Source organism: Ramlibacter sp. GS1-15, from assembly GCF_057785015.1.
In genome coordinates this window covers 1945464-1969229 of record NZ_JBYNTU010000001.1, presented here as the reverse complement: position 1 = coordinate 1969229, position 23766 = coordinate 1945464, and the positions used below count along the sequence as shown (strand labels likewise).

At 66.8% G+C, this 23766-nt stretch carries 18 protein-coding genes; 8 read left to right on the top strand and 10 right to left on the bottom strand.

What is annotated here, in order from left to right; genetic code table 11:
• Positions 1 to 26 precede the first annotated feature (26 nt).
• The 4 genes from AC3EF3_RS09880 to argA form a co-directional block, all read right to left on the bottom strand.
• Positions 27 to 695, bottom strand: coding sequence for a phosphoribosyltransferase (locus tag AC3EF3_RS09880; RefSeq protein WP_488531981.1), 669 nt, complete (start codon positions 693 to 695; stop codon positions 27 to 29).
• The gene (locus AC3EF3_RS09875; protein WP_488531980.1) at positions 692 to 1375 is read right to left on the bottom strand and encodes a dienelactone hydrolase family protein; all 684 of its coding nucleotides are present in this window, start codon (positions 1373 to 1375) and stop codon (positions 692 to 694) included. The genes AC3EF3_RS09880 and AC3EF3_RS09875 overlap by 4 nt, the downstream gene beginning before the upstream one ends.
• Positions 1376 to 1456: 81 nt before the next feature.
• Positions 1457 to 1876, bottom strand: coding sequence for a VOC family protein (locus AC3EF3_RS09870; RefSeq protein ID WP_488531979.1), 420 nt, complete (start codon positions 1874 to 1876; stop codon positions 1457 to 1459).
• Positions 1877 to 1880: 4 nt separating this feature from the next.
• Complete coding sequence (argA, locus tag AC3EF3_RS09865; RefSeq protein WP_488531978.1) at positions 1881 to 3230, bottom strand: amino-acid N-acetyltransferase; 1350 nt, start codon at positions 3228 to 3230, stop codon at positions 1881 to 1883.
• 44 nt (positions 3231 to 3274) lie between these two features.
• Between argA and hrpA the strand changes: the two genes are divergently transcribed.
• On the top strand, positions 3275 to 7156 hold the full coding sequence (hrpA, locus tag AC3EF3_RS09860) for an ATP-dependent RNA helicase HrpA (RefSeq protein WP_488531977.1): 3882 nt from the start codon (positions 3275 to 3277) through the stop codon (positions 7154 to 7156).
• 13 nt (positions 7157 to 7169) lie between these two features.
• Here the strand turns inward: hrpA and AC3EF3_RS09855 are convergent, their stop codons facing one another.
• Positions 7170 to 7328 (bottom strand): DUF3309 family protein, encoded by a 159-nt coding sequence (locus AC3EF3_RS09855; protein ID WP_488531976.1) that lies wholly within the window; start codon positions 7326 to 7328, stop codon positions 7170 to 7172.
• Positions 7329 to 7520: 192 nt separating this feature from the next.
• Between AC3EF3_RS09855 and AC3EF3_RS09850 the strand changes: the two genes are divergently transcribed.
• The gene (locus tag AC3EF3_RS09850) at positions 7521 to 8213 is read left to right on the top strand and encodes a Rieske (2Fe-2S) protein (RefSeq protein ID WP_488531975.1); all 693 of its coding nucleotides are present in this window, start codon (positions 7521 to 7523) and stop codon (positions 8211 to 8213) included.
• A gap of 6 nt (positions 8214 to 8219) precedes the next feature.
• Here the strand turns inward: AC3EF3_RS09850 and AC3EF3_RS09845 are convergent, their stop codons facing one another.
• The 5 genes from AC3EF3_RS09845 to lptF all read right to left on the bottom strand — a co-directional run bounded on the left by AC3EF3_RS09845 (position 8220) and on the right by lptF (position 12923).
• Positions 8220 to 9395 (bottom strand): pyridoxal phosphate-dependent aminotransferase, encoded by a 1176-nt coding sequence (locus AC3EF3_RS09845; RefSeq protein ID WP_488531974.1) that lies wholly within the window; start codon positions 9393 to 9395, stop codon positions 8220 to 8222.
• Positions 9385 to 10329 carry a CysB family HTH-type transcriptional regulator gene (locus AC3EF3_RS09840; protein ID WP_488531973.1) on the bottom strand — a complete coding sequence of 315 codons (945 nt, stop codon included), beginning with the start codon at positions 10327 to 10329 and terminating at the stop codon, positions 9385 to 9387. Before AC3EF3_RS09840 ends, AC3EF3_RS09845 begins: the two co-directional genes overlap by 11 nt.
• Before the next feature lie 67 nt (positions 10330 to 10396).
• Positions 10397 to 10753: a sirohydrochlorin chelatase gene (locus tag AC3EF3_RS09835; RefSeq protein ID WP_488531972.1), complete on the bottom strand. Its 357-nt coding sequence runs from the start codon at positions 10751 to 10753 to the stop codon at positions 10397 to 10399.
• Positions 10750 to 11850 carry an LPS export ABC transporter permease LptG gene (gene lptG / locus AC3EF3_RS09830; protein WP_488531971.1) on the bottom strand — a complete coding sequence of 367 codons (1101 nt, stop codon included), beginning with the start codon at positions 11848 to 11850 and terminating at the stop codon, positions 10750 to 10752. Before lptG ends, AC3EF3_RS09835 begins: the two co-directional genes overlap by 4 nt.
• Entirely contained in the window at positions 11847 to 12923 is a 1077-nt protein-coding gene (gene lptF / locus AC3EF3_RS09825; protein ID WP_488531970.1) for an LPS export ABC transporter permease LptF, read from the bottom strand. The genes lptG and lptF overlap by 4 nt, the downstream gene beginning before the upstream one ends.
• Positions 12924 to 12980: 57 nt before the next feature.
• Here lptF and AC3EF3_RS09820 point away from each other — a divergent pair, with 57 nt between their 5' ends.
• The 6 genes from AC3EF3_RS09820 to AC3EF3_RS09795 all read left to right on the top strand — a co-directional run bounded on the left by AC3EF3_RS09820 (position 12981) and on the right by AC3EF3_RS09795 (position 23742).
• Positions 12981 to 14471 carry a leucyl aminopeptidase gene (locus AC3EF3_RS09820; RefSeq protein WP_488531969.1) on the top strand — a complete coding sequence of 497 codons (1491 nt, stop codon included), beginning with the start codon at positions 12981 to 12983 and terminating at the stop codon, positions 14469 to 14471.
• Between the two features lie 9 nt (positions 14472 to 14480).
• Positions 14481 to 14912, top strand: coding sequence for a DNA polymerase III subunit chi (locus AC3EF3_RS09815; protein ID WP_488531968.1), 432 nt, complete (start codon positions 14481 to 14483; stop codon positions 14910 to 14912).
• Positions 14912 to 15208: a hypothetical protein gene (locus AC3EF3_RS09810; RefSeq protein ID WP_488531967.1), complete on the top strand. Its 297-nt coding sequence runs from the start codon at positions 14912 to 14914 to the stop codon at positions 15206 to 15208. Before AC3EF3_RS09815 ends, AC3EF3_RS09810 begins: the two co-directional genes overlap by 1 nt.
• Positions 15209 to 15347: 139 nt before the next feature.
• A complete protein-coding gene (locus AC3EF3_RS09805) occupies positions 15348 to 16475 on the top strand; it encodes a branched-chain amino acid ABC transporter substrate-binding protein (RefSeq protein ID WP_488531966.1) in 1128 nt (375 codons plus the stop codon).
• Between the two features lie 251 nt (positions 16476 to 16726).
• Positions 16727 to 21655, top strand: a complete 4929-nt coding sequence (locus AC3EF3_RS09800) for a HAMP domain-containing protein (protein ID WP_488531965.1) — start codon at positions 16727 to 16729, stop codon at positions 21653 to 21655.
• Positions 21652 to 23742 (top strand): hybrid sensor histidine kinase/response regulator, encoded by a 2091-nt coding sequence (locus AC3EF3_RS09795; RefSeq protein WP_488531964.1) that lies wholly within the window; start codon positions 21652 to 21654, stop codon positions 23740 to 23742. The genes AC3EF3_RS09800 and AC3EF3_RS09795 overlap by 4 nt, the downstream gene beginning before the upstream one ends.
• The last annotated feature ends 24 nt before the right edge of the window (positions 23743 to 23766 follow it).

Genomic DNA, 23766 nt, shown 5'->3' with positions numbered 1-23766 from the left:
ACTGCTTGCTCCTGGCCGTGCATGCGTCAATGCGCGGGATGCTCGTGTTCGAGCCGTGCAGCTTCGAGCAGCTGCTTCACTTCGTCGTCCGTGGATTGCGGGAAGTCGCGGTACCAGAGGCCCACCGCGTGGAAGGGCACGGGCATTTCAGCGCAGACCACCTCGTCGGCTTCGGACTGCAGCTGGTCGCAGGTTTCCGGCGCGCCCACCGGCACGGCGACGATCAGCCGCCCGGGTCCCCGCTTGCGGATCGCCGCCACGGCCGCGCGCATCGTCGCGCCGGTGGCCAGGCCGTCATCGACGACGATCACGGTGCGCCCCGCGATCGCCACCGGCGGGCGCGATCCGCGGTACAGGCGCTCGCGCCGTCCCAGTTCCGCCTGCTCGCGCGCGACCGCCGCATCGACCTCGCGCTGGGTCACGCCGCTGCCCGGCAGGATGTTCATGACGCGCACGCCGCCGCTGGCGATCGCGCCCATCGCGTATTCCTCGTGGCCCGGGTAACCGAGCTTGCGCACGATGAAGACGTCGAGTTCGGCGTGCAAGGCGCGCGCCACCTCGAAGCCCACGGCCACGCCACCGCGCGGCAGTGCCAGCACCAGCAGGTCCTCATGGCCTTGCAGGTGCGCCAGGTGCTCGGCCAGCACCCGGCCGGCTTCCTGCCGGTCGGCGAAACGCCGGTCGCCCCAGATCATGACGCACCCTCGTGCAAGGTGGCGAAATGCGCCGAGAACCATTGCGCGGCCGCCTCGGAGACCTGTTCGAGCGCGCCGCGCTCCTCGAACAGGTGCGTGGCACCCGGCACGACGAGGAACTCCTTCTCGCACTGCAGGCGTTCGTAGGAATCCTGGTTCAGCTCGATCACGCCGTAATCTGCGCCGCCGACGATCAGCAGTGTCGGTGCCTTCACCGCGGCGAGCGCCGCCGCGCCGGCGAGGTCGGGCCGGCCACCGCGCGAGACGACCGCCGCGATGCGCTCGCCCAGGCGCGCGGCGGCGATCAGCGCCGCGGCGCTGCCGGTGCTCGCGCCGAAATACCCGATCGGCGCACGGCGCAGATCATCGCGCGACTGGAGCCACATCGTCGCGTCCTGCATGCGGCGCGTGAGCAGCGGGATGTCGAAGCGGTGCTCGCGGGTGTGGATGTCGCGCTGCTCTTCTTCGGCCGTGAGCAGGTCGAACAACAAGGTCGCCATGCCGGCACGCTGCAGGTGCTGCGCGACGCGGCGGTTGCGCGAGCTGTGCCGCCCGCTGCCGCTGCCGTGGGCGAACAGCACGATGCCGCTGCTGTCGGCTGGAATGGCGAGGTCGCCGTACAGCCACGCATCACCCGAAGGGATGCGCACTTCGCGAGGGATGGGTGCAGCGCTTTCCATGACGCCTCCAACGTAGGGCGCATCGTCCAAACCGTATGTCGGACGGCGCGCCTTTTGTTGTAGGAGCCTTCGGGGCGGGTTTCAAGCCCCGGCTGGCGGGCCCTTGAGCTCGATCATGTTCCCCTCGGGATCGCGCAGGTACAGCGATGGGCCTTCGCCTTCGGCACCGACGCGCGAGCCGGATTCGCCGGGCGTGATGCCATGGGTGATCAGGTGGGCTCGCAGGGCCGCCTCGTCATAAGGATCGATGCGCAGGCACAAGTGATCGAGGTTGCGGCCCTCCGTGCCAGGTGCCGCGCCGCCGGCCCGGCCGAGCTTGCCGGCTATCGTGACCAGGTCGATCAGCGACGAACCCGCACGCAGCTGGTACAGCCCCAGCTCTTCCTGGCGACGCTCCATCGTGCAGCCCAGCACGTCCTGGTAGAAGCCCAGCATCTTCTGCAGGTCGGTGACGCGCAGGACGATGTGGTCGAGGTCCAGGATGCGAAACGGTGCGGTCATGCCGTCAGCTTAGCTTCTTGACGAAGACCATGCTGCGGCGATCCCAGTTGTATTTGCGCTTGCGCGCCTCCGGCAGCCACTCGGGGTCGACCTGCACGAAACCGCGCTTGAGGAACCAGTGCATCGTGCGCGTGGTGAGCACGAAGATGCTGTCCAGGCCCATGGCCCTGGCGCGCTGCTCGACGCGCTTGAGGATCTTCTCGCCGTCACCCTGGCCCTGGCTTTGCGGTGACACGGTGAGTGCGGCCATCTCGCCCGTCTTCGCCTCGGGGTAGGGGTAGAGCGCCGCGCAGGCGAAGATCACGCCGTCGTGCTCGATGATCGTGTAGTTGGAGATGTCGCGCTCGATCTCGGTGCGCCCGCGCTTGACCAGCGTGCCGTCCTTCTCGAAAGGTTCGATCAGCTGCAGGATGCCGCCCACGTCGTCGGCCGTGGCCTCGCGCAGGCTTTCGAGCTTCTCGTCCACCACCATCGTGCCGATGCCGTCGTGCACATACACCTCGAGCAGGATCGAGCCGTCCACCGCGAACGGGATGATGTGGCTGCGGTCCACGCCGGCCTTGCACGCCTTCACGCAATGCTGCAGGTAGAAGGCGGTGTCGGTCGGCTGCTGGGCGCCGGGCAGCGAGGCGAGCAGTTGTTCCGCGGCCGCGAGGGGCAGCTCGGTGTCGATCGGGTTGTCGTCCGATTCCGGCTCCAGCGGCTTCACCCGGATGCCGGGGACCTCGGTCAGGAACACCAATTTGTCCGCCTGAAGCGCGATGGCTACGCTGGTGGCGACTTCCTCCATCGTGAGGTTGAAGGCCTCGCCGGTCGGGGAAAAACCGAAGGGGGAGATCAGCACCATCGCGCCGAAGTCGAGCGTGCGGGTGATGCCGCCCACGTCCACCTTGCGCACCAGGCCCGAGTGCTGGAAATCGACGCCGTCGACGATGCCGACCGGCCGCGCCGTGAGGAAGTTGCCGGAGATCACGCGGACGGTGGACCCGGCCATGGGCGTGTTCGGCAGGCCCATGCTGAAGGCCGCTTCGATCTCGTAGCGCAGCTGGCCGGCGGCTTCCTGCGCCGAGTCGAGCGCCACTTCGTCGGTGATGCGCATGCCGTGCGAATACTTCGCCGCGTGGCCCTTGGCCTTGAGCTGCTCGTTCACCTGCGGGCGGAAGCCGTGCACCAGCACCACCTTCACGCCCATGCTCTGGATCAGCGCGAGGTCCTGCGCGATGTTCTGCAGCTTTCCGGCGGCGACCGCCTCGCCGGCGACACCGACCACGAAGGTCTTGCCGCGGTGCATGTGGATGTAGGGCGCGACCGAGCGGAACCACGGCACGAAGGTGAAATTGAAGACGGCGGACATCGGGCGTGGTGTCGGTGTGGATGGCTGGCGGGAAAGTGTACGGTATGAGTGACAAAATCGAGGGTTTTCGCGCCATCCCCTTGCCCGACTTTCGCATCACCTTTCCCGAGCAGCTTCCCGTCAGCGCGAAACGCGACGAGATCCAGGCGGCCATCGCGGCCCACCAGGTCGTCATCGTCTGCGGCGAAACCGGCTCGGGCAAGACCACGCAACTGCCCAAGATCGCGCTCGCGATGGGCCGCGGCACGGCGAATGACCCGCAGGGCCGCGGCAAGCTGATCGGCCACACGCAGCCGCGACGGATCGCGGCTTCCAGCGTCGCCAAGCGCATCGCCGAAGAATTGCAGACGCCCCTGGGCGAGGTGGTCGGGTACAAGGTGCGCTTCCAGGACCGCCTCTCGCGCGGAGCCTCGGTGAAACTGATGACGGACGGCATCCTGCTCGCGGAAACGCAGACCGATCCGCTGCTGCAGGCGTACGACACGATCATCATCGACGAGGCCCACGAGCGCAGCCTCAACATCGATTTCCTGCTTGGCTACCTGCGCGAGATCCTGGCGCGCCGGCCGGACCTGAAGGTCATCGTGACGTCGGCGACGATCGATGCCGAGCGCTTCGCCCAGCATTTCGCATCCGCCAAGGGGCCGGCGCCGGTGATCTACGTCTCGGGCCGCATGTTCCCGGTGGAGCAGCGCTGGCGGCCCTTCGAGGAATCGCGCGAGTACGGCCTGAACGAGGCGATCGCCGACGGCGTCGATGAACTCTGGCAGGGAAGGGAAGGGGGCGACATCCTCGTCTTCCTGCCCGGCGAGCGCGAGATCCGAGAGACGGCGGACCACCTGCGCAAGCACCTGTCGCACAGCCCGATCACGCGCGACACCGAGGTGATCCCGCTGTTCGCGCGCCTGTCGCAGCAGGAGCAGGACCGCGTATTCGAACCCCATGGCGGGCGCCGCATCGTGCTCGCCACCAACGTCGCCGAGACCTCGCTCACCGTGCCGGGCATCCGCTTCGTGATCGACGCCGGCACGGCCCGTGTGAAGCGCTACAGTTTCAGGAGCAAGGTCGAACAGCTGCTGGTCGAGCCGGTCAGCCAGGCGGCGGCCAACCAGCGAGCCGGCCGCTGCGGGCGGGTGGCCAACGGCATCTGCATCCGGCTGTACGACGAAAAGGACTTCGCGGGCCGCCCGCGGTTCACCGATCCGGAAATCCTGCGCTCGTCCCTCGCGGGCGTGATCCTGCGGATGAAGTCGTTGCACCTGGGTGGGGTGGAAGACTTCCCGTTCATCGATCCGCCCTCGCGCCGCGCGATCGCCGACGGCTACCAGCTGCTGAACGAGCTGGGCGCGGTCGACGATGCGAACGAGCTGACGGCGATGGGCGCCGAGCTGGCGAAGCTGCCGCTCGACCCGCGCGTCGCCCGCATGATCGTGGAGGCGCGCGAACTCGGGGCGCTCGACGAGGTGCTGGTGATCGCCTCGGCCCTGTCGGTGCAGGACGTGCGCGACCGACCGATGGAGCTTCAGACCCAGGCCGACCAGCAGCACGCGAAGTTCGACGACGAGAAGAGCGAGTTCTCCGGCTACCTGAAGCTGTGGCAGTGGCTCGACGAAGCGCGGGGAGGCCACGGGAAGGACCACAAGCTGTCGAATCGGCAATTCGAGCAGCTGCTGCGCCAGAACTTCATCAACGTGCGGCGCCTGCGCGAATGGCGCGACATCCATTCGCAGCTGCACACCGTCGTGGCGGAGCACAAGTGGCGGATCAACACCACGCCGGCGAGCTACGAGAACCTGCACAAGGCGATGCTCGCCGGCCTGCTGGGCAACATCGGCTACAAGCTGGACGAGGAGCCGGGCACGCGTCCCGGCGACACGCCTTACCTGGGCGCGCGCGGCATCAAGTTCTTCCCGCACCCCGGCGCGCACCTGAAGAAGCGGCCCGGCCGCTGGATCGTCTGCGCGGAACTGGTGGAGACCACGCGCCTGTTCGGCCGCGGCATCGCCAACATCGAGCCCGCGTGGATCGAGCAGGTCGCGGGCCACCTGCTGAAGAAGCAGCTGCTCGACCCGCACTGGGAAAAGAAGGCCGCGGAGGTGATGTCCTTCGAGCGCGCGACCCTGTACGGCCTCGTCATCTACTCGGGACGGCGCGTGCCGTTCGCGCGGGTCGACATGCAGGGCGCGCGCGAGATCTTCATCCGCGAAGGGCTGGTCGCGGGCCAGTGGGAAACGAAATTGCCGTTTCTCGTCGCCAACCAGAAACTGGTGAAGCAGGTCGAGGAGCTGGAACACAAGTCGCGGCGGCAGGACGTGCTGGTCGACGAGGAACTGATCTACGCGTTCTACGACCAGTTCATTCCTCACGACGTCTACAGCGGCGCGAGCTTCGAGCGCTGGTACCGCGAGGCGAGCCGCGGCAACCCGCAACTGCTGAGGCTCACGCGCGAGGAGCTGATGCGGCACGAGGCTGCGGGCATCACGACCGACGCGTTCCCGCGCACGGTGAAACTGGGCGGCGTCGACTGCGCGGCGGCGTACCTGCACGAACCGGGCGATCCGCGCGATGGGTTGACCGTCACGGTGCCCTTGTTCGTGCTGAACCAGGTCAGCGAAGAGCGCGCCGAATGGCTGGTGCCGGGCATGCTGAAGGACAAGGTGCAGGCGCTGCTGAAAAGCCTGCCGCAGAAACCGCGTTCACGCTTCGTGCCGCTGCCCGAGTCCGCGACGCGCATCGCGGCCCGTCTGTCGCAGCCCGAGGAGTTCGGCGACGGCTCGCTCACCGATGCGCTGCTGAAAGTCGTGCGCGCCGAAACGAGCCTGGACGTGAAGCGCGCCGACTTCAAGCTGGACATGCTCCCGCCGCACCTGTTCATGAATTTCCGCGTGGTGGACGAGCATGGTCGCCAGCTGGGGATCGGGCGCAACCTCGGGGCATTGAAGGCGGAATTGGGGGCGAAGGCGCGGGGGGCGTTCCAGGCGCTGGCGGGGATGAAGGTCGTCGTCGCAAAAGATGAGCCCGCCACGCAGCAGAACAAGGCGGTGAGCCAGCGAAGCGAACCGCGCTCGCAGGCCGCCGACCAGCGCTTCACCTCGTGGTCTTTCGGCGAGCTCCCCGAGCTCATGGAAATCCGCAAGGGCGGAACCAGCCTCGTCGGCTTTCCCGCCCTGGTCGACCAGAAGGACGCCGTCACGATCGAAGTCTTCGACGAGCCCGAAGTCGCGGCGGCGAAGCACCGCGCGGGCCTGCGGCGCCTGTTCGCGCTGCAGCTGAAGGACGCGCTCAAATACCTAGAGAAGAACATTCCCGACCTGCAGCGCATGGCCGTGGCCTTCATGCCGCTGGGCACGCAGGAGGAACTGCGCGAGCAGATCATCGATGTTGCACTCGACCGCGCGTTCATGCTCGAGCCGCTGCCCGCCAACGATGCCGGCTTCAAACGGAGGCTGGAAGAAGGGCGGGCGCGGCTGACGCTGATTGCCAATGAAGTGGCGCGGCTTGCGGCCACGATCCTCGTGGAATACCAGACGGCCTTGCGCAAGGTGAAGGACACCAAGGGCCACCCGGATGCGACGGCCGACGTCACGCAGCAACTGCAGCGCCTCATGCCCAAGCGATTCCTGGCCCTGACGCCGTGGACGCAGTTGCAGCACTTCCCGCGCTACCTGAGGGCGACGGTGCTGCGATTGGACAAGGCGCGCAGCGACCCGGCGCGCGACGCTTCACGGATGGCGGAGGCGAGGGCCGAGGAGCAGCGCTACTGGCGTCTCGTCGCTGAACGAAAGGGCGCCGTCGATGGGCGGATGCAGGAGTTCCGCTGGATGCTCGAGGAGTTGCGGGTGAGCCTGTTCGCCCAGGAATTGCGCACGCCCCAGCCCGTCAGCGCCAAGCGCCTCCAGAAGGCGTGGGGCCAGCTGACAAGCTGACGCGCCGCGGCCTTCAGAGCCGTCCCATCAGCAGCAGGATCAGCACGATCAGCAGCACCAGGCCCAGCCCGCCTGATGGTGCGTAACCCCAGTTGCGGCTGTAGCCCCACGTGGGCAGGGCTCCGAGCAGCAGCAGGACGAGGACGATCAGCAGCAGCATCGACATGGACATGGTTTTCTCCTTCCGCGGCGCGGTGGAGCCCATCGTGGCACTTGCCCCTGCCCGGGCACGACAGCGCACGCCTGAGTTCGCGGTCAGGCCGCTCCTACCGGCCTGTGGGAGAACCCAAGTTTGCGCACGGCAACTTTGTTCTTCGGTACAAGCCTGAACGCGGCAAGGCGAGCGTCGTGCTCTACTGATTTCATGGACCGCCGCAGTTTCATCGAGTGCACTGCGGGTGCGGCCTGCCTGTCCTGGACGACTGTTGCGATCGCGGCGGATGCGAAAGCGCGCGAATACCAGCCCGCACTGCTGGTGGACGAGCGTGGAGATCCGCTCAAGGCCTCAACGCTGCAGCCGCTGACCAACTACGTCTTCCATTACCCGTATCAGGCGACCCCGGTGTTCCTGCTCGACCTGGGCAGGCCCGCCGCGCCGCGGATGCTCAGCACCCGGGATCGTGATCCGTACGAATGGCCGGGCGGCGTGGGCCCGCGGCGCAGCGTCGTCGCGTACTCCGCGATCTGCGCGCACAAACTGGTCTATCCCACGAAGGATGTGAGCTTCATCAGCTTCCGCAAGACGCGCGCGCAAAAGGGCGTGCAGGACGAATTGATCCACTGCTGCGCCGAGCACAGCCAGTACGACCCGGCGCGCGGCGCCCAGGTGATGTCGGGCCCGGCGCCGCAACCGCTCGCGGCGATCCTGCTGGCCTATGACGTGATGCAGGACACGCTGACCGCGCACGGAACCGTGGGCGGCGAGCTGTTCGACGAGTTTTTCCGCAAATACGACTTCAGGCTCGGGCTCGACGTGGGCCCGAAGGCGCACGAGCCGGTGCGGCAGGCCGTGGTGACCGAGCTCACGCGCTTCTGCAAGAACCCGATCAATTGCTGACCGGCGTCAGAGCTTCGCCAGCCGGTCCAACGCCGTGTGCAGGGTGTCTTCCTTCTTGGCGTAGCAGAAGCGCACCACGCGCTGGTCGAAGCCGTTGCCGTAGAACGCCGACAGCGGGATCGCCGCGACGCCGATCTCGCTCGTGAGCCATTTGCAGAATTCCTCTTCGCGCAGGTCGCTCACGGCGGAGATGTCGACGCACTGGAAATAGCTGCCTTCGCTGGGCAGCAACGTGAATCGGGTGCGCCTGAGGCCCTCGCGGAACAGGTCGCGCTTGCGCTGGTAGAACGCGGGCAACTGCAGGTACGGTTGCGGGTCCGCCATGTAGGCGGCCAGCCCGTGCTGCACCGGCGTGTTCACCGTGAACACGTTGAACTGGTGGACCTTGCGGAATTCGGCGGTGAGCGGTGCGGGCGCGGCGACGTAGCCGACCTTCCACCCCGTCACGTGGTAGGTCTTGCCGAAGCTCGAGACGATGAATGCGCGCGCCGCCAGGCCCGGGAAGCGCGCCGCGCTCTGGTGCTCCTGGCCGTCGTAGACCATGTGCTCGTACACCTCGTCGCTGATCAGGAGCACGTCGGTCGGCGCGAGGATCTCCTCCAGTTGGCGCATCTCGTCCGCCGTCCACACCGTGGCGCTCGGGTTGTGCGGGCTGTTCACCAGGATGGCGCGTGTGCGCCGCGTGATGGCGCCCGCGATCTTGCCGAAGTCCGGCCGGAAGGTGCCCGGCGTGAGCGGCACGCGCACCACCGTGCCGCCGGCCAGCTCGATGTTCGGCACGTAGCTGTCGTAACAGGGCTCCAGCACGATCACCTCGTCACCCGGACGCACCACGGCGAGGATCGCCGTGATGATCGCCTGCGTCGCACCGGCCGTGATCGTGACCTCGTCGACCGGGTCGTAGCTGTGGCCGTACATCGACTCGATCTTGGCGGCCACCGCCGCACGCAAGGCCGGGATGCCGGCCATCGGCGGGTACTGGTTCAGGCCCTTCGTCATCGCTTCCGTCACGGCCTGCACCAGGCGCGGGTCGCAATCGAAGTCGGGGAAGCCTTGCCCGAGGTTCACCGCGCCTTTTTCGGCGGCGAGCGCGGACATGACGGTGAAGATCGTCGTGCCCACTGCGGGCAACTTGGTTTCCACGGAAGGCGTGCGGACGGCTTGCACGGTGTTAGAGCTCATAGTCCTGGTGCTGGCCGCTCATGGCCTTGGCGATGAGGTTGCGGTCGAGCCGATCGGAGATGAGCTCGGCGAACTTGAAGACGAAGTTGCGCAGGTACGCGCCCCGCTTGAAGGCGACCCGCGAGACGTTCTGCCCGAATATGGCACCCAGCGGTCGCGTGGCCAGGTCGGTGTTGTTGTCCTGGTCGCGCACGGACATTTCGGCCACGATGCCGATGCCCAGGCCCAGGCGCACGTAGGTCTTGATCACGTCCGAGTCGATCGCTTCCAGCGCGATGCGCGGCTCGAGCTTCTTATGCGCGAACGCGTTGTCGATCCGGGTGCGGCCGGTGAACGAAGGATGGTAGGTGATGATCGGCTCGGCCGCGATGTCCTCGATGGTGATGCGTTCCTTTTTCGCCAGCGGGTGCGTGTGCGGCATCACGAGCACGTGCTGCCACTCGTAGCAGGGCAGCGTGATGAGCTCCTGGTAATCCGACAGCGACTCGGTCGCGATGCCGATCTCGGCGACTTCATCGATCAGGTAGCGCGCCACCTGGTCGGGCGAGCCCTGGTGCAGCGTGACGTTCACCTTGGGATAGGCCTCGCGCAGCTTGGCGACCGGCACCGGAAGCACGTAGCGCGCCTGCGTGTGCGTGGTGGCAATCGACAGCGTTCCGCTGTCCTGGGCGCTGAACTGTTCGCCGATGCGCTTGAGGTTGCCGACCTCGCGCATGATGAGTTCGATGCTGCGGATGACGTGCTGCCCCGGCTCGGTGACGCGCTTCAGGCGCTTGCCATGCCGCGCGAAGATTTCCACGCCCAGCTCTTCCTCCAGCTCGATGATGGCCTTCGAGACGCCCGGCTGGGAGGTGTGCAGGGCTTTGGCCGCTTCCGTGAGATTGAGATTGCGCCGGACCGCCTCCTGCACGAATCGGAACTGGTGAAGGTTCATGCCGAATTTCTTCTAAGGAAGAGATTCATTATGCACGAGCAAACCCGGCCCGCCGCCGAAGAAGGGCTTATTCCAGGGCGATCGCCGCGATCAGATCCAGCACGCGTGGGTTTTCGCCCACGGTGGGCGCCAGCTCGAACTGGACCGTGGGATGCGTGTGCCGGCAGGCCTCCACGAGGCGCGGCAGGTCTTCGCGTGCATGGCGTCCCGCGCCGAGGAACATGGGCACGATACGGATCGCATCCGCGCCCGCCTCCACCAGCTCGCGCGCGGCGTCCGGCAGGTCGGGCGCTTCGAGTTCGAGGAAGGCGCAGCGCACTTGCACCGGTGCCACTCGCGCCCGGATGCGCTGGGCCACCGCTTCCATCGGCTCGCGCCATTGCGGGTCGCGCGAGCCATGGCCGAAGAGGATGACGGCCTTCATCTTCGCAACACGAGCCAGCCGAACGCACCCAGCGAGAAGCAGGTGTAGATCAGCCCCGGCGCGGCCGCCGTGAGCCAGGGCCGCCAGTTCTGGATGTTGCCGATGTAGCCGAACACGTTGTTCAGCAGGAAGAAGCTGATGCCGATCAGCACGCCGAGGAACACGAAGGTGGTGATGCTGCCCGAGCGGAAATGCAGGTAGGCGAAGGGCAGCGCGAGCACCACCATCACCATGCAGGACAGGGGATAGAACACCTTGCGCCAGAACTCGATTTCGTAGCGCTGCGAGGTCTGGCCGTTCGCCTCCAGGTGCTGGATGTACTGGAACAGGTCCAGCGTGCCCATGCGGTCGGGTTTGAGCAGCGCGACGGACACCATCTCCTGCGTGATCTCGGTCGGCCAGCGGTAGGTGGCGAACTTCACCGTGTCCACCTTGGTCTCCGCGCCCTGTGTCGCGATCTCGCTGCGCTCGGCGTCCTGCAGCAGCCACGCGCTGTCGTCTTCGAAGCGGCCGCGCCGCGCCTGGGTGATCGACACCATGTAGCCGCGCGCATCCGATTCGAAGATGCGGATGGACTGCATGTCGCCCTCGGGCGTGAGCGCGCCGACGTTGACGTTGTACGTGTGGAACGACTGCCGCTCCTTCAGCCACGCGCCGGTCTGGCCGACGCTGATGCGGCCTTCGAGCCGTGCCTTGAGCAGTGTGCCCGCACGGTCGGCCATCGGCGAGAGGTAATCGCCGGCGGCGAACGTGAGCACGGTGAAGACCGAGCCCAGGATCAACAGCGTCCGCATGGCCCGCCAGGGCCCGAGTCCGCTCGTGCGCAGGATGGTGTATTCGGAGCTTTGCGCGAGGCGGGCCATGACGAAGATCGTGCCGATCAGCACCGCGATCGGCAGCAGCTCGTACAGGTGGCTGGGCACCATCAGCGCCACGTACGCGAGCGCCTGCGTGAGCCGGTACGTGCTGGAGCCGCGGCCCACGTTGGGCAGTTCGTCGACGAAATCGAAGAAGAAGAACAGGGCGAGGAAGCCGACGGTCACGAAAACGACCGCGGCGAGCACCTCGCGGTAGATCAGGCGGCGGATCGTCCTCACGGGGCGGCTTTCCCGTTCAGGCGGGCGAAGCTCCAGTTGTTGTGCTGCTTCGCGAGCCAGAAGCCGGCCAGCAGCAGCACGCCGCCGTGCAGCGCCACGATGAACGCGGCGAGGCCCACGCGCCCGGTGGTCACCCAGCTCTGCCCGATATTCAACAGGTTGTAGTACACGACGAACGCGAAGAGCGCGAAGACGAGGTGCCCGCTGCGTCCTGCGCGCGGGTTCACGTTGGAGACGATCACGGCGATCACGATGAAGTTGAACGCCGCAAGCGCCAGGCCCAGGCGCCAGCCGAGTTCACCCAGGTTCACCCGGGTCGGGTCGGCAATCAATGCGAAGGTCGATTTCGCCTTGGCCGGCGCGTTGTCGCGCGACGCGAGCTCGCTGCCGCCGATGCGGGCCGCGTACTCGTCGAATTCGCTGATGCGCACCTCCTTCGGCCCGGTCGTGGGCCTCTCGACGCGCTGCCCGGTGCCCAGCACCAGGAACTGGTTGGGGCCGATCGGGACCACGTTGCCGGTTTTGGCCGCCGTGACGGTCTCGCGGCCGTGCTCGTTGGTCGCGATGAAGATGTTCTTGCCCGACTTGTTGTCGGGCGTGTCCTTGTCGAGGAAGAACACGCGTGTGCCGCTCGCCGATTCCTGGAACTGGCCCGGCGCGACGCGTTCGAGGTCGCCGCGCGCGCCATAACGATCCTTCAGGTCCTGCGTCTGGGCGTTGGCCCAGGGCCAGACCACGAGGGCGAGCAGGGCAACGACCAGCAGGATCGGCCACGCGAACCGGAAGAGCGGCCCGAGGAAGGACGACAGGCCGCGGCCCGCGCTGAACCAGATGACTGTCTCGCTGTCGCGGTACATGCGCGAGAGCGTGCCGACGATCGCGATGAAGAGGGACAGCGTGAGCAGCAGCGGCATGTAGCCGATCACGGCGTACCCCATGACCATCAGGATGTCCTCGGGATTCACGGTGCCCTTGGACGCGAGGCTGAGCGTGCGCACCAGCGTCATCGTCATCACGATGGTCACCAGCACCACGAGCGTCGCGCCGAAACTGCGGGCGAGTTCGCGGCGCAAAGACGAATGGAATAACATCGCGCGGTCGAGACAAACCGAAAAAGAGAAGCGAGGATTATGGACTTCCAGCTCAAGACCCTGGATGCGGCAGGCGCGGCGCGCGAGAAGTGCGACGCACTGGTGCTCGTGGTGACCGAAGCATTCCAGCCCGGCAAGGACCCGCTGTCCAGGCTCGCCGCCGACGCGCTCAAGGCCGGCGACTTCGAGGCCAAGCCCGGCAAGAGCCTGCAGGCCTACAAGCCGGCGGGCATCGGCGCCGCGCGGGTGATCCTCGCCGGCGCCGGCGACGGCAGCGCCCGCCGCGTGCACTCGGCGGTGGCCGGCGCCGTGGGCTCTCTGCGCTCGTCGCCCGCGGTCAAGCGGCTCGTGGTGGTCCTGCCGCAGGATGCGAGCGAGGACATGGTGCGGGCGGCGGTGGCAGGCACGGCGGAGTCCAGCTACGTGTATGTCGCCACGAAGACCAAGCCCGAGGGCCGCGAGATCGAGCGCGTGACCGTCGGCGTCGCGGATGCCGGCCGGCTGCAAGGCGCTTTCAACGCGGCCAAGGCCGCGGCAGCCGGTATCGAGTTCACTCGCGAGCTGGCGAACCTGCCGCCGAACCACGCAACGCCCACGCGCCTGGGCGAAGAGGCGAAGAAGCTCGCCAAGACCCACGGCTTCGGCTGCGAGGTGCTCGGCCCGAAGGAGATCGCGAAGCTCGGCATGGGGGCTTTCATGGCGGTGGCGCAGGGCTCGGAGCAGCCCGCGCGCTTCATCGTGCTCGAACACAAGGGCGGCGCCTCGGGTGAAGCGCCCATCGTGCTGGTCGGCAAGGGCATCACCTTCGACAGCGGCGGCATCTCTATCAAGCCTTCGCAGGACATGGACGAGATGAAGTTCGACATGGGCGGCGCGGCCAGCGTGCTCGGCACCTTCCGCGCGATCGGCGAGCTCAAGCCCCGCATGAACGTGGTCGGGCTCATCGCCGCGTGCGAGAACCTGCCCGACGGCCGCGCGGTGAAACCGGGCGACGTCGTGAAGACGATGAACGGCCAGACCGTGGAAATCCTCAACACCGATGCGGAAGGGCGCCTGGTGCTGTGCGATGCGCTGGCTTACGCCGAGCGCTACAAGCCGGGTGCGGTCGTCGACATCGCCACGCTCACGGGCGCATGCGTGGTGGCGCTCGGCAATTTCCGCAGCGGCCTGTTCGCGACGGACGAGGGCCTGGCGCAGGAGCTGCAGGCCGCCGGCGACGCCGCGCTGGACCTGTGCTGGCGCATGCCGCTGGACGACGAATACGCCGAGGGCCTGAAGACCCACTTCGCGGATGTCGCGAACGTCGGGGGCCGCGCCGGTGGCGCGATCACCGCAGCGAAGTTCCTGCAGCGCTTCGCGTCCAAGTACCCCTGGGCGCACCTGGACATCGCCGGCACCGCCTGGAAGAGCGGGCCGCAGAAGGGCGCGACGGGACGGCCCGTCGGCCTGCTGTACCAGTTCCTGCTCTCGCGGCAGGGCGAAAGTGCGCCGGCGAAGAAGAAGGCCGCGCCCAGGCGCGCGAAGGCCTGAGAGGAGCGCGTGACCGGCGTCGAGTTCCACTTCAACGCGCCCGACAAGATGGGCTATGCCTGCCGCTTGCTGCGCAAGGCGGCGCTCAAGGGCGCGAAAGTGGCGGTGACGGGCGAGCACGGCTTCCTGCGCGAGCTCGATGCCGTGCTCTGGACCTTCGAGGCGCTGGAATTCGTGCCGCATTGCTTCGCCTCCGCTTCGGCTGCCATGCTCGCGGCCACACCGATCGTGCTTTGTCCCGCGCTTCGCGAGGCGCCGCATCACGAGGTCGCCGTCAATCTCGGTGCACAGGTGCCGGAAGGCTTCGAGCGGTTCGAGCGCCTGATCGAGGTGGTGACGGTGCACGAGGAAGACCGCGCGCACGCGCGCCAGCGCTGGCAGCACTACAAGAGCCGCGGCTATGAGCTCAAGCGTATCGACCTCGAATTGAAGGAGGCCTGATGTCCCCCGCCCGCACCCCACCCAGGTTCGTCCCCACCCTCACCGAAGTGGTCCGCAGCGGTGCCGCGGCGCGCGGCGAGCCCGGCGCCGACCAGGAACAGCTCGTGATGCGCGTGATGCAGCGCGTGGACATGACACTGGAGCGGCGCTTGCGCGAGACGATCGCGGCCACGGTGCTGGAACACACGCGCACGCTCGGCCCCGTGCTGCGCGAGGAAATCGAACTGGTGGTGCGCGAAGCCGTGTCCCAGGCCATCGTCGACGAAATTGCCGCAAATCAAAAGACGCGCAAGTGACGGGTGCGGGTATTCCCGCTCATCGCAAGGCGGCGCCTAGACGTTTCCCTATCGCCCGGGTGCGGAATTTGCGTTATCGTTCGCGCCCGTTGAATCCACCAGATTCTTCAACCTTATTCCCTACCTGGAGGTTCTCCCCATGAAACTGAAATACAAGCTGACCGTCGCAGCGGCGATCGCCGCGGTTGCAGGCTTCGCGTCCGCGCAGGAAGTCGTCAAGATCGGCCATGTCGCTCCCATGTCGGGCCCGCAGGCCCACTACGGCAAGGACAACGACAACGGCGTTCGCATGGCCATCGAGGACCTCAATGCCAAGGGCGTCACCATCGGGGGCAAGAAGGTCAAGCTCGAAGTGCAGACCGAAGACGATGCCGCCGACCCGAAGCAGGGAACGGCCGCGGCCCAGAAGCTGTGCGATGCGAAGGTCGCCGGCGTGGTCGGCCACCTCAACTCCGGCACGACGATCCCCGCGTCCAAGGTCTACCACGATTGCGGCATCCCCCACATCACCGGCGCGGCAACCAACCCGGCGCTGACCAAGCCCGGCTACGACACCACGTACCGCATCATCGCGAACGACAACGCGCTGGGCGCCGCGCTCGCGCTCTACGCCGCCGACAAGCTGAAGCTGAAGAAAGTCGCCGTCATCGACGACCGTACGGCCTATGGCCAGGGCGTTGCCGAGATCTTCGCGAAGACGGCCAAGTCCAAGGGCATGGAGGTCGTGGACCAGCAGTTCACGAACGACAAGGCCACCGACTTCATGGCGATCCTCACCGCCATCAAGTCGAAGAACCCCGATGCGATCTTCTACGGCGGCATGGACGCGCAGGGCGGCCCCATGCTGCGCCAGATGGAGCAGCTGGGCATGACGAAGGTCAAGTTCTTCGGCGGCGACGGCATCTGCACGAACGAGATCATCAAGCTCGCGGGCGGTGCGAAGACGCTGGAAAACACGATCTGCGCGGAAGGCGGCGCCTCGCTCGCGAAAATGCCTGGCGGCACCGAGTGGAAGAAGCGCTACGACGCCAAGTTCCCCGGCCAGTTCCAGATCTACAGCCCCTACACCTACGACGCGACGTTCGTGCTGGTGGACGCGATGCAGCGCGCCGGCTCCACGGACCCGAAGAAGTACATCCCCGAGCTGAAGAAGGCCAACTTCAAGGGCGTGACGTCGACGATCCAGTTCGAGCCGAACGGCGAGCTGAAGAACGCCGCCACGACGCTCTACACATACAAGGACGGCAAGAAGGCCCCCCTGGAGTGATCTCCAGCTCCTATCAAAAAGCCGCCTTCGGGCGGCTTTTTGTTTGCATCGCTCACATTGCGTTTCCGTAGCGGAGCGATATGCGGCGTAGGCACCCCGCTGCTGTTCTCGTAGGTGCCGTCCTACAGCCCGCGCCAGTACTGGCTTTGCGGACCATGGCATTTTTTCCGCAGTTGTAGCTAGCCTGTGATGCCGGTAATCTGGCGCAGTTTGTTGCCGAGTTCAGGCAGGCTCATCTATTGGGAGAAAGCATGGAAGTACTGGCGAAGCTACCGACGGTGGACCAGCAAAGCGCGGAGCTCAGGCAGGTGCTGAAGGCACTTGGCGCGTTCCGGCGGGGCGAAACCGGCGTGACGCTGCCGTCGGAGTGGGACGGGATCTACGGAAAGATCGCGGGCGAATTCAATGAACTGGTCGCGCAGACGGCGCGCACCTCGAACCGGCTGCAAGGGCTCGACCCGGCCAGCCGCAGCGTGGCCAAGGCGACCAAACGCGTGCCGGACGACAAGCTCACGGGATTCTGGCAGGAAGACGTCGCGGCGGTGAACAACATCCTCGACCACTGCGAGACGCTCGCGTCCAACACCCGCACCTTGCTGGGCGGGCTCACCGACCTGAAGAAGGGCCGGCCCGACGCGCAACTGCCGCAGGACTGGACGGGCGTGTTCGGCAAGGTCGCCGACGCCTTCAACGACGTGGTCGCCGAAAACCTTCGCATGTCGCACGAACTGGCCCGCCTGTCGCGCGTCGTGGGCAAGGAGGGCAAGCTGAAGGAACGCGCCGTCGTGCCGAACGCGACGGGGTTCTGGCGCGACAGCGCCGACTCGATCAACTCGCTGATCTCCGACCTGGTGCATCCGACCTCGGAAGTGGCGCGCGTGATCGGTGCCGTGGCACAGGGTGACCTGACCAAGTCGATGGCGCTCGAGGCCGACGGCCGGCCGCTGGAAGGCGAGTTCCTGCGCACCGCCATGATCATCAACAAGATGGTGCAGCAGCTGGGCACCTTCTCCGCCGAAGTGACGCGGGTGGCGCGCGAGGTGGGCACCGAGGGCAAGCTCGGCGGCCAGGCGGACGTTCAAGGCGTGGCCGGCACGTGGAAAGACCTGACGGACTCCGTGAACTTCATGGCGTCCAACCTCACGGCGCAGGTGCGCAACATCGCGGACGTGACCAAGGCCGTGGCGGCGGGTGACCTCTCCAAGAAGATCACGGTGGACGTGAAGGGCGAGATCCTGGAGCTGAAGAACACCATCAACACCATGGTGGACCAGCTCTCCTCGTTCGCCTCGGAAGTGACGCGGGTGGCGCGCGAAGTGGGTACCGAAGGCAAGCTGGGTGGCCAGGCCGACGTGCAGGGCGTGGCCGGCACGTGGAAGGACCTGACGGACAACGTGAACTTCATGGCCGGCAACCTGACGGCCCAGGTGCGCAACATCGCGGACGTGACGACGGCCGTGGCCGCCGGTGACCTCTCCAAGAAGATCACGGTGAACGTGAAGGGCGAGATCCTGGAGCTGAAGAACACCATCAACACCATGGTGGACCAGCTGCGATCGTTCGCCTCGGAAGTGACGCGGGTGGCGCGCGAGGTGGGCACCGAAGGCAAGCTGGGCGGCCAGGCCGACGTGCAGGGTGTGGCCGGCACGTGGAAGGACCTCACCGACTCGGTGAATTCGATGGCCGGCAACCTCACCTCGCAGGTGCGGAACATCGCGGACGTGACGAAGGCCGTGGCCACGGGTGACCTCTCCAAGAAGATCACGGTGGACGTGAAGGGCGAGATCCTGGAGCTGAAGAACACCATCAACACCATGGTGGACCAGCTGCGGTCGTTCGCCTCGGAAGTGACGCGGGTGGCGCGCGAAGTGGGTACCGAAGGCAAGCTGGGCGGCCAGGCCGAGGTGCAGGGCGTGGCCGGCACGTGGAAGGACCTGACGGACAACGTGAACTTCATGGCCGGCAACCTGACGGGCCAGGTGCGCGGCATTGCCAAGGTGGTGACCGCGGTGGCCAACGGCGACCTGAAGCAGAAGCTGACGGTGGAAGCCAAGGGCGAGATCGCCGCGCTGGCGGAAACGATCAACTCGATGACCGACACGCTCGCGACCTTCGCCGACCAGGTGACGACGGTGGCGCGGGAAGTGGGCGTCGAAGGCAAATTGGGCGGCCAGGCCAAGGTGCCGGGCGCGGCGGGTACGTGGAAGGGCCTCACGGAAAACGTGAACCAGCTCGCGGCGAACCTCACGACGCAGGTGCGCGCGATTGCCGAAGTGGCGACGGCCGTGACGCAGGGTGACCTGACGCGGTCGATCACGGTGGAAGCGCTGGGCGAAGTGGCCGCGCTGAAGGACACCATCAACGAGATGATCCGCAACCTGCGCGACACCACGCATGTGAACACCGAGCAGGACTGGCTGAAGACCAACCTCGCGAAGTTCTCGCGGATGCTGCAGGGCCAGAAGGACCTCGTGGCGGTGGGTCACCTGATCCTGTCGGAACTCGCCCCCGTAGTCGGCGCGCAGCAGGCGGAGTTCTACGTGCTGCGCTACACGCACGACGAGCCGAAGCTGCGCCTGATGGCGAGCTACGCCTCCGACGGACATCGCGCCTACGGCAAGGAGCTCGACATGGGGCAGGGGCTCGTGGGCCAATGCGCCTTCGACAAGAAGAAGATCGTGCTGACCTCCAGCATCCCCGACGCGCTCAAGATCGCGTCCGGGTTGACGGAAGTGCCGCCGCTCAACGTGCTGGTGATGCCCATCATCTTCGAGGGCCAGGTGCGCGGCGTGGTGGAACTCGCCTCCGTGCAGATCTTCAACCCGACGCACCAGGCGTTCCTCGACCAGCTGATGGAATCGATCGGCATCGTGATCAACACGATCGAGGCCAACATGCGGACCGAGGACCTGCTGGCGCAGTCGCAGTCGCTGGCGCAGGAACTCCAGAGCCGCCAGCAGGAGCTGCAGCAGACCAACCTGGAGCTGCAGGAGAAGGCGCGCCTGCTGGTCCACCAGAACCAGGAGGTGGAGCGCAAGAACCAGGAAGTCGAACAGGCCCGCCAGGAACTCGAGAACAAGGCCAAGCAGCTGGCCCTCACGTCCAAGTACAAGTCCGAGTTCCTCGCGAACATGTCGCACGAGCTGCGCACGCCGCTGAACTCGCTGTTGATCCTGTCCGACCAGCTGTCGAAGAACCCGGAAGGCAACCTCACGAGCAAGCAGGTGGAGTTCGCCAAGACGATCCACTCGTCGGGCAACGACCTGCTGATGCTGATCAACGACATCCTGGACCTGTCGAAGATCGAGTCGGGCACCGTGGTCGTGGACGTGAACGAGCTGCGCCTGTCGGACCTGCAGCTGTACGTGGAGCGCACGTTCCGCCACGTCGCCGAAGCGAAGGGCGTGGACTTCATGGTCCACACCGGCCTGAACCTGCCGACCTCGATGGTCACGGACGTGAAGCGCCTGCAGCAGATCCTGAAGAACCTGCTGTCCAACGCCTTCAAGTTCACGCACCAGGGCCGCGTGACGCTCACGATCGAGGAGGTGTTCTCGGGGTGGTCGCAGGACAATGAGGAACTGGGCCGGGCCCAGCAGGTGATCGCGTTCTCGGTCGAGGACACCGGCATCGGCATCTCGAGCGACAAGCAGCAGATCATCTTCGAGGCCTTCCAGCAGGCCGACGGCTCGACCAGCCGAAAGTACGGCGGCACGGGCCTGGGCCTGGCGATCTCGCGCGAGCTCTCGAAGCTGCTCGGCGGCGAGATCCGGCTGTCGTCGGCGCCCGGGCAGGGGTCGATCTTCACGCTGTACCTGCCGCTGGTCTACACGGGCACCCGTGGCCAGCGCCGCGGGACGGTATCGATGGACGCCACCATCCCCGGCACCCCGAAGCGCATCCCGCCGCGGCCCGAACCCCAGCCGCAGGTGCAGGATGCCGTCGTCGTCGCCGAGGAGAGCGTGATCCTCAAGAACGAGGCCGGCGACGACCGCGATGTCATCGCCCAGGGCGACCTCGTGCTGCTGATCGTCGAAAACGACCTGGCCTTCGCGAAGTTCCTGCTGGATTCGGCGCGGGCCAAGGGTTTCAAGGGCCTGGTGACGCCCGTCGGCGCCGGTGCCCTGACGCTGGCCACGCAGTACAAGCCGGCGGCGATCACGCTCGACATGTACCTGCCGGACATGGAAGGCTGGCGTGTGCTGGATCGCCTCAAGCAGGACATGACCGCACGGCATGTGCCCGTGTGCGTGATTTCCACCGACGACTCCAGGGACCGGGCCTTCCGCTCCGGTGCGGTCGCGTTCGTCGAAAAGCCCATCCAGAGCAAGGAAGTGCTGGACACGATGCTCGACAAGCTGCACGCCTACATCGCGCGCGGCCAGAAGAAGGTGCTTGTCGCGCTCAAGGACACGGCGGCGCGGCGCGAGTTCATGTCACAGATCGAGGACGAGCAGTTCTCGATCGTGGTGGCCAGGAGCGCGGAGAAGCTCAACGAGGCGCTCGAGGAGGGCCGGTTCGACGCCGTCGTGCTCGAGGGCGGCTTCCCGGGCGTGGAGCCGCGCGAGTTGCGCAAGCTCGTGGCGGCCCAGGGGGAGCTCGGGCCCGTGCCCCTGATGCTCTACCACGGCGGCAAGGACACCGGCAAGGTCGCCTGGCACTCCGACGAGACGATCACCGTGCACGAATCGCACTCCGTCGCGAAGCTGTTCGACGACACGCTGCTCGCGCTGCACCACAACCTCGCCAGGCTGCCCGAAGCGAAGCGCGCCGTGATCAACGGGCTGCACGAGTCGACCAAGCCGCTGCACGGCAAGCGGGTGCTCATCGTGGACGACGACATGCGTAACATCTTCGCACTGGCCACGGTGCTGGAAGAGCACGGCATGGACATCGTCTGGTCCGACAATGGCCGTGACGCGATCCAGCGCGTCGCCACCGACCCGCAGATCAGGGTGGTCCTGATGGACATCATGATGCCGGAGATGGACGGCATGGCCACGATGAAGGAAATCCGCAAGTTGCCACAAGGCAAGAACCTGCCGATGATCGCCGTCACGGCCAAGGCCATGAAGGGCGACCGCGAGAAATGCATCGAGGCGGGCGCCTGGGATTACCTGTCCAAACCGGTGAACACGCCGGACCTGCTCACGGTGCTGCGTGCATGGTTGCATCAATGACCAAGTCGCCAGCGGCCAACGCGCCGCCTCCGTCGCCCACGCACGACCGGGTCAGCATCCTGGTCGTCGACGACTTGCCGGAGAAGCATTTCGTCTTCCGCACGATCCTGGAGGACCTCGGGCTGGACATCGTCAGCGCCAGCTCGGGCAAGGAGGCGCTCGCGCGCGTGCTCGAGCAGGAGTTCGCGGTCATCCTGCTGGACGTCAACATGCCGGACATCGACGGCCTGGAGACCGCCAGCCTGATCCGCCAGTACAAGAAGTCGGCGCAGACGCCGATCGTGTTCATCACGGCCTACGTCGACGAGGAGCAGGCCGCGCGCGGCTACGCGCTGGGCGCCGTCGACTACATTCCGTCGCCCGTGGTGCCGGACGTGCTGCGTTCCAAGGTGCGCGTGTTCGTCGAGCTTTACCGCATGAACCGCCAGCTGCAGCTGCAGGCGGCGGCGCGCGAGCAGCTCGCCCGGTCCGAGGCGGCGCGCGCCGCCGCCGAAGAGGCGATCCATCGTGCCGACTACCTCTCCGAGGCGGGCCAGCAGCTGTCGCGATCGCTGAACATCGAAGACACGATCGCGGCCCTGTTCGATGTCGCCGTGCCGATGCTCGGCGACCGCGCGGTGCTGGTTCTGACCGGCCCCGACGGCAGCGTTGGCCGTACGGAGTCGTATCCCAGGCAGAGCGGCAAGGGCTATGAAGACTTGCCGGAGAGCCTGCGCCATGCGCTCCGGCGCGTCATGAGCGGGCGCCACTTCGAGCTGTGGCGGCACCGGGACGAAGCCGCGGCGCTGTGCCCCCTGCTGGGCGGGGGACAGTTGCGCGGCGTGCTGCTGCTGTTCACCGATTCCGACCGCATGGATCCATCGCGGCAGGCGCTCGCGAAGGAGGTGGTGAGCCGCGCCTCCATCGCCATGGAGAACGCCCGCCTGTACACGGCCGTGCAGGAGGCCGACCGGCGCAAGAACGAGTTCCTCGCGATGCTCGCGCACGAACTGCGCAACCCGCTCGCGCCGATCCGCAATGCGGTGCACATCATGCAGGGCGAAGATGTGGCGGCGAACACGATGACCTGGGCGCGCGACGTGATCGGGCGCCAGGCCGACCACATGGCGCGCCTGATCGACGACCTGCTGGACGTCTCGCGCATCGTGCAGGGCAAGGTCACGGTCAAGCCGGAGAAGCTGAGCCTGGCCGCGATCGTCGAGCGCTCGGTCGAGGCCAGTGCGCCGCGCACGCAGGCCCGCGAGCAGAAGATCGTGGTCCAGCTGCCGCCGGAGCCGGTCGAGGTGCAAGGCGACGTGGTGCGCCTCGCGCAGGTGCTGTCGAACGTGATCAACAACGCGTCGAAGTTCTCCGGCCCGAACACGACGATCCGCATCGCGGCCGCGTACGCCAACGGCGAAGTTCGCATTGCGGTGCAGGACGAAGGCGCCGGCATCTCGGCGGACTTCCTGCCCCACATCTTCGACCTGTTCGCGCAAGGCGACCAGTCGCTGGACCGTTCGCAGGGCGGCCTGGGCATCGGGCTCACGCTCGTCAAGCACCTCGTCGAACTGCACGGCGGCCGGGTGACGGCCTTCAGCGAGGGCCCGGGCAAGGGCACCGAGATCGTCGTGCACCTGCCGGCGCAGCTGGCCTCGCGCACTCCTGCTGCGCCGCCCGCACCCGCGGCGGCTCGAGCCGCCGCGCCCGCGCGAGCGAACGCACCGGCCCGCATCCTCGTGGTGGACGACCTCGCGGCGTCGGCCGAAACGCTCATGATGCTGCTGGAGATGGAGGGCTTCGACGTCAAGACGGCGCACGACGGCATGTCGGCGCTGAAGATCGCGGAGGACTTCCAGCCCGATGTCGTCCTGCTCGACATCGGACTGCCGGGCATGAACGGGTTCGAGGTCGCGAACCGCCTGCGCAGCCAGCCGCAATCCCGCGACGCCTTGCTGATCGCGTTGACCGGCTACGGTGAAGCGGAGAGCCGCTCCAAGTCCGTGCAGGCCGGCTTCGATTTCCACATGGTCAAGCCGGCGGACGTGAACCAGCTGCTTGCGATGCTGGCCGACCCGCGCAATGCGCGCCGGGTCGAGGCGGCCTGAAGCAAAAGCCCGCCATGAGGCGGG